The 3929-nt window shown below is 59.7% G+C and carries 1 protein-coding gene and 5 pseudogenes; 5 read left to right on the top strand and 1 reads right to left on the bottom strand.

What is annotated here, in order from left to right; translation table 11 throughout:
- Positions 1–373, bottom strand: a pseudogene (locus tag ABZ070_RS35770) (transposase); the annotation flags it as partial.
- A 107-nt stretch (positions 374–480) separates the two neighbouring features.
- Here ABZ070_RS35770 and ABZ070_RS35765 point away from each other — a divergent pair.
- The 5 genes and pseudogenes from ABZ070_RS35765 to ABZ070_RS35745 form a co-directional block, all read left to right on the top strand.
- Positions 481–707: pseudogene (locus tag ABZ070_RS35765) on the top strand (IS5/IS1182 family transposase); the annotation flags it as partial.
- Between the two features lie 250 nt (positions 708–957).
- Positions 958–1201, top strand: a pseudogene (locus ABZ070_RS35760) (WhiB family transcriptional regulator); the annotation flags it as partial.
- A gap of 462 nt (positions 1202–1663) precedes the next feature.
- Complete coding sequence (locus ABZ070_RS35755) at positions 1664–3124, top strand: glycerophosphodiester phosphodiesterase family protein (protein WP_356640198.1); 1461 nt, start codon at positions 1664–1666, stop codon at positions 3122–3124.
- A 286-nt stretch (positions 3125–3410) separates the two neighbouring features.
- A pseudogene (locus ABZ070_RS35750) lies at positions 3411–3503 on the top strand (hypothetical protein); the annotation flags it as partial.
- A gap of 142 nt (positions 3504–3645) precedes the next feature.
- A pseudogene (locus ABZ070_RS35745) lies at positions 3646–3929 on the top strand (hypothetical protein); the annotation flags it as partial.

Here is a 3929-nt window from a genome sequence, read left to right as displayed (position 1 = left end):
CGCCGGACTCCAATCCGACCAGCGAGCAACCCAACACAACAAAACACTCGCACTGCCCGCCGCACAGACGTGATCACAACACCAGCCGCTACCCCGACACGGCCCCATGCCAATCACGCACGAGGTCGTTAGGGGTCCTACAAAGGCGTTGGACGACATGGAGCCGGTCCCACACGCTGGCTTCGTTCCACGCGGCCAGGCGTCGCCAGCACGTCATGCCCGAGCCGAAGCCGAGCTCATGGGGCAGGTACTCCCACTGGATGCCCGTGTGCAGGACGAACAGGATCCCGCTCAGAGCCTGCCGGTCTGGCACCCGGGGCCGTCCCGCGACCAGCTTCGGTGCTGGCTCCGGCAGTAACGGCTCGATCAACAGTCACAGTTCGTCCGAGACGATCCACGGCCGCGAGCTTCTCTTCCCCACGGGCAGACCAACGAGCATCCAAGCCGACAGTCACACCATCAACGGCTTCTGTTAGGACCTCTTACGGCTGGCTCATGTTCCACCGCCGCCTCGCCCGCGACTACGAAACCCTGCCCGCCCGTTCCGAGGCCATGCTCCACCTCGCCATGACCGGCCTCATGCCCGCCGCCTCACCGGCGAGAACACCATCTCTTGGCGCAACCCGCACACAGACCAAACAGCGGATTCTGGGATAAAACCTCGGGAGAAAACGACCTCTAAGGAAGATATCCATCACAGATCATGATCAACGGCAGCTACTCCGTGTCACCACCGACTACGGGCCAGACCCGAACGAAATTACAGTCCCGAGCTGTGGCGTGCGTGGGCTGCCACTGTGCCCAGCCTACGTCCACGGGTGTACGGCGGGCGTCCGAGGAAGACCTGGGCCGCCGCTCGGTTTCGCTGGTCCTTACAATCCTGACATCACCTTGCATAGGCTCACTTATTCGGACCTTGATTGGGGCGGGGGCAGGAAACATGACCAGTGCGTGGGGCTGCTGGGGGAATCTGAAGGTCGCGTGCCGGCCTGTCGACCAGACGAATTTTTCGGTGGGGTGCGCAACAGAGCCGGGCCACGAGTGTGTGTGCCGGGTGTCCCGGTACGAGGGGTGTGCCTGGCCGAAACCCTCGACAACCGGATGGGGTTCAGTGTGTGGGGCGGCATGGCCGCGTGAACGCAGGGCCTTGCTGCACCAGAGACCCGATGTTGTGTTCTGGCGGAGGGCACTGGAGCGGGCTCTGGACTCGGAGGGGGAAGTTCATGGCCGTGCTGAGGGCCGTACGGCGTACCGGTGTGGCGGCATGAGGGTGCAGAACCCCATGGGGGCCCGCAGCCGGTGCGCGTCTGTGGTCAACGGGGTGGTCCCGGCCGTACCGGGGGTGTACCTGTCGCGCCCGCGCCTAACCCAGGGGGTTGCTTGTGGCCCCGCAGGCCGCACTGGAGCCGAGGGTGGCCCTGCTGTCGCGGCCCACGGTCAGCTCCGGTTGCGGGAAATTTGCTGATTCGTAAGTTCGTGCATGCCGCCGTGTTGAGCTCGCTCGTCACCGGCGCAAGGAATGACCGGCTGTAGTACTGGAACTCCGAGGCTAAACCATACACTTGGACCGCGACCGCCGAAGAGATCCTGGCGAAGGTCCGCATCGTCCGGATCAACATCAAGAAGCTCGTAGCAAACAATGCAGGATCAGGAGATGGGTACGATGAATCGCATACCGCGCCGAACAATATTAGGGCTATTTGGGGCCGTCGCCGCAGGCTACGCAGTCCGAGATTTCACCCACTCCAATGATGGCTTCTCCGATTCGATTGAGCAGCTTTTCAGTGAAGATGGATTCTACGTTGCTCATCGTGGCGGTGGCGGATCGAAGCCGGAACATACAATCGCCGCATACGATTCGGCGGTTAATGCAGGCCTTAAAGCCATCGAGGTAAGCTGTCACATTTCCCTTGACGGCACGCTATTCGCGATGCACGATCCGACTCTAGACAGGATGACAAATGGGAAATGGAAGGGGTCGCACTCTTCTTGGAAATGGAGAGATCTTCGGGAGAAAGTTAAAATTGTGAGCAGTCCACTACTTGGACCAGGATGGCCGGACCAGCAAATCCCTACCGTACGTGAAATTTTGGATCGCTACCTAGGGCGGGTGGTAGTATTTCTTGAAGCAAAATCGGAGAGGGCCGTGGCCCCGTTGATCGAATTGATTAACTCCTACCCAAATGCTAATCGATCAATTGTTTGGAAAAACTACTACACGAGCCCCAGTTTCACATCGGCGAAGAAATACGGATTCAAGACATGGGCATATATTGACGACACCACATCGAGAGGTCAATTGGACCGATTTGATGCGGATATCGATTCTTGGGGAGTTCCGATCACTTCCTCTGATCGCCAATTCCAAATGGTACTCTCTCGCTCTGGGGCCAAACCGGTCATCGCATGGCCTATCGTCCGCAAGGCGGAACGCGATCGAGTAATGAAGCTCAACCATAAGGGTCATTACGTGAAGGGGATCATGTGCAGCGAACCACTCTATGTCCCCCGCCGAAAGGCGCTGCAGACCTCCAGTGCCTTCGATAGGGGCATCCTATCTCCAGGCGACCTGAGTGCCAGCATAGAATACGAGAAGTATGCATTGAAGTTCAACGAAGAAGAGGCGGCGGCTTACTGTGCCGCTGTGAAAGGTCACGGAATCCTAATGGGATCCATGTGCCCCATCACCTCCGGCGCCATCGGGTACAAGATTGCATTTGACATGATGTTCCCTTCTTTACCAGAAGGGAAATTGCATGCTGGCATATTCTTTGGCCAAGCGAGCGACAGTAAGCATCAGTTTGGAGCGTCCAATCCTGAATCGTGTTACCGGCTGGCGGTTCGCCCGAATTCTGGTGAAATTCAACTGTACACAGTGGACGCCGGAGCGATACCTGGAGTGCAGATTGGCAATTTGCGGACAAGCCCGATAAAAGCAGGTGCGTGGATCCCTCTCGAGGTGGCCGTGGACCCTTCCAAGGTGATCCTTCAGCGTGGTACCGGCGAGGTGAAGGTGATAACGGACACTTTCACTCGTGGCTTGTACTTCGGAATTCACAATGGTTCAATCGAAGATGAGGCGACGATTCCAATGTTTCGCAACCTGCGAGTTATTTCTTATTGAGAGTCGCTTGCGATTTAGAAGGCTTCGATCAGCGGGGCAATCACCCGATGCCGCTTGAGTAGCGACTCGTGCATGGTGGTGATTGTGTATCGGACTCTTGATGGTTGATCATGGTCCGTGTGGTGGGGAACCGGGTACGTGCACTGATCATCCGGAGTCGGCAGATCATGGGGCTGACGCCCGAGGTGATTGCTGAACTTATTGCTGGGTCGGCCCGTTGTGGCAGAACGCCATCAGGCTGCGCTCGCGTCGTGGCCGCAGCGCCGGGCAGTGGGCGCCGGGGCGGATGCACAAACTGGTCTTCGTCGATCGACTGCTGGCCACCTTCGTCTACATTCGCCACAGAGCCGCCCATGGCGTTCTGGCCTGCTGGTCAGGTGTCGGCCGTTCCACCATCACGCGCACAACTGGTGCAGTACGGCCGCTGCTTGCCATGCGGCGCGGCTGCACTATCGCTGCCGGCGCCCGGATCCGTGCTCTCGCCGAGCTCATCGACCATCTCGGCGCGAGCAGGCAGACCGAAGAAGACATTCGGACACCACCCGCTGATGGCCTACGTCGACCACGGCCGAGGCCGCAGCGGGGAGCCGGCGGGCCTGCTGTGGCCAGCAAGCACGGGCAGCAACAGCGCCGTCGATCACATCACAACCACCCAACTCGCCCTGGCCCAGCTGCCGAAGAAGTGCCAGCACAGGCGTCGCACGCTGATCCGGACCGACTTCGGCGGCACCCCCAAGTTGGTGGCCAGGCGAGAAGCCGGACCCGCGGGCGACGCACACCGTGGGCCGCGGGCTCGGTTCGCTCG

This window comes from Streptomyces sp. NPDC006283, from assembly GCF_040613325.1.
GTDB lineage: Bacteria > Actinomycetota > Actinomycetes > Streptomycetales > Streptomycetaceae > Streptomyces.
Note: the sequence above shows the minus strand (reverse complement) of the source record. Positions and strands in the feature narration are given on the sequence as shown.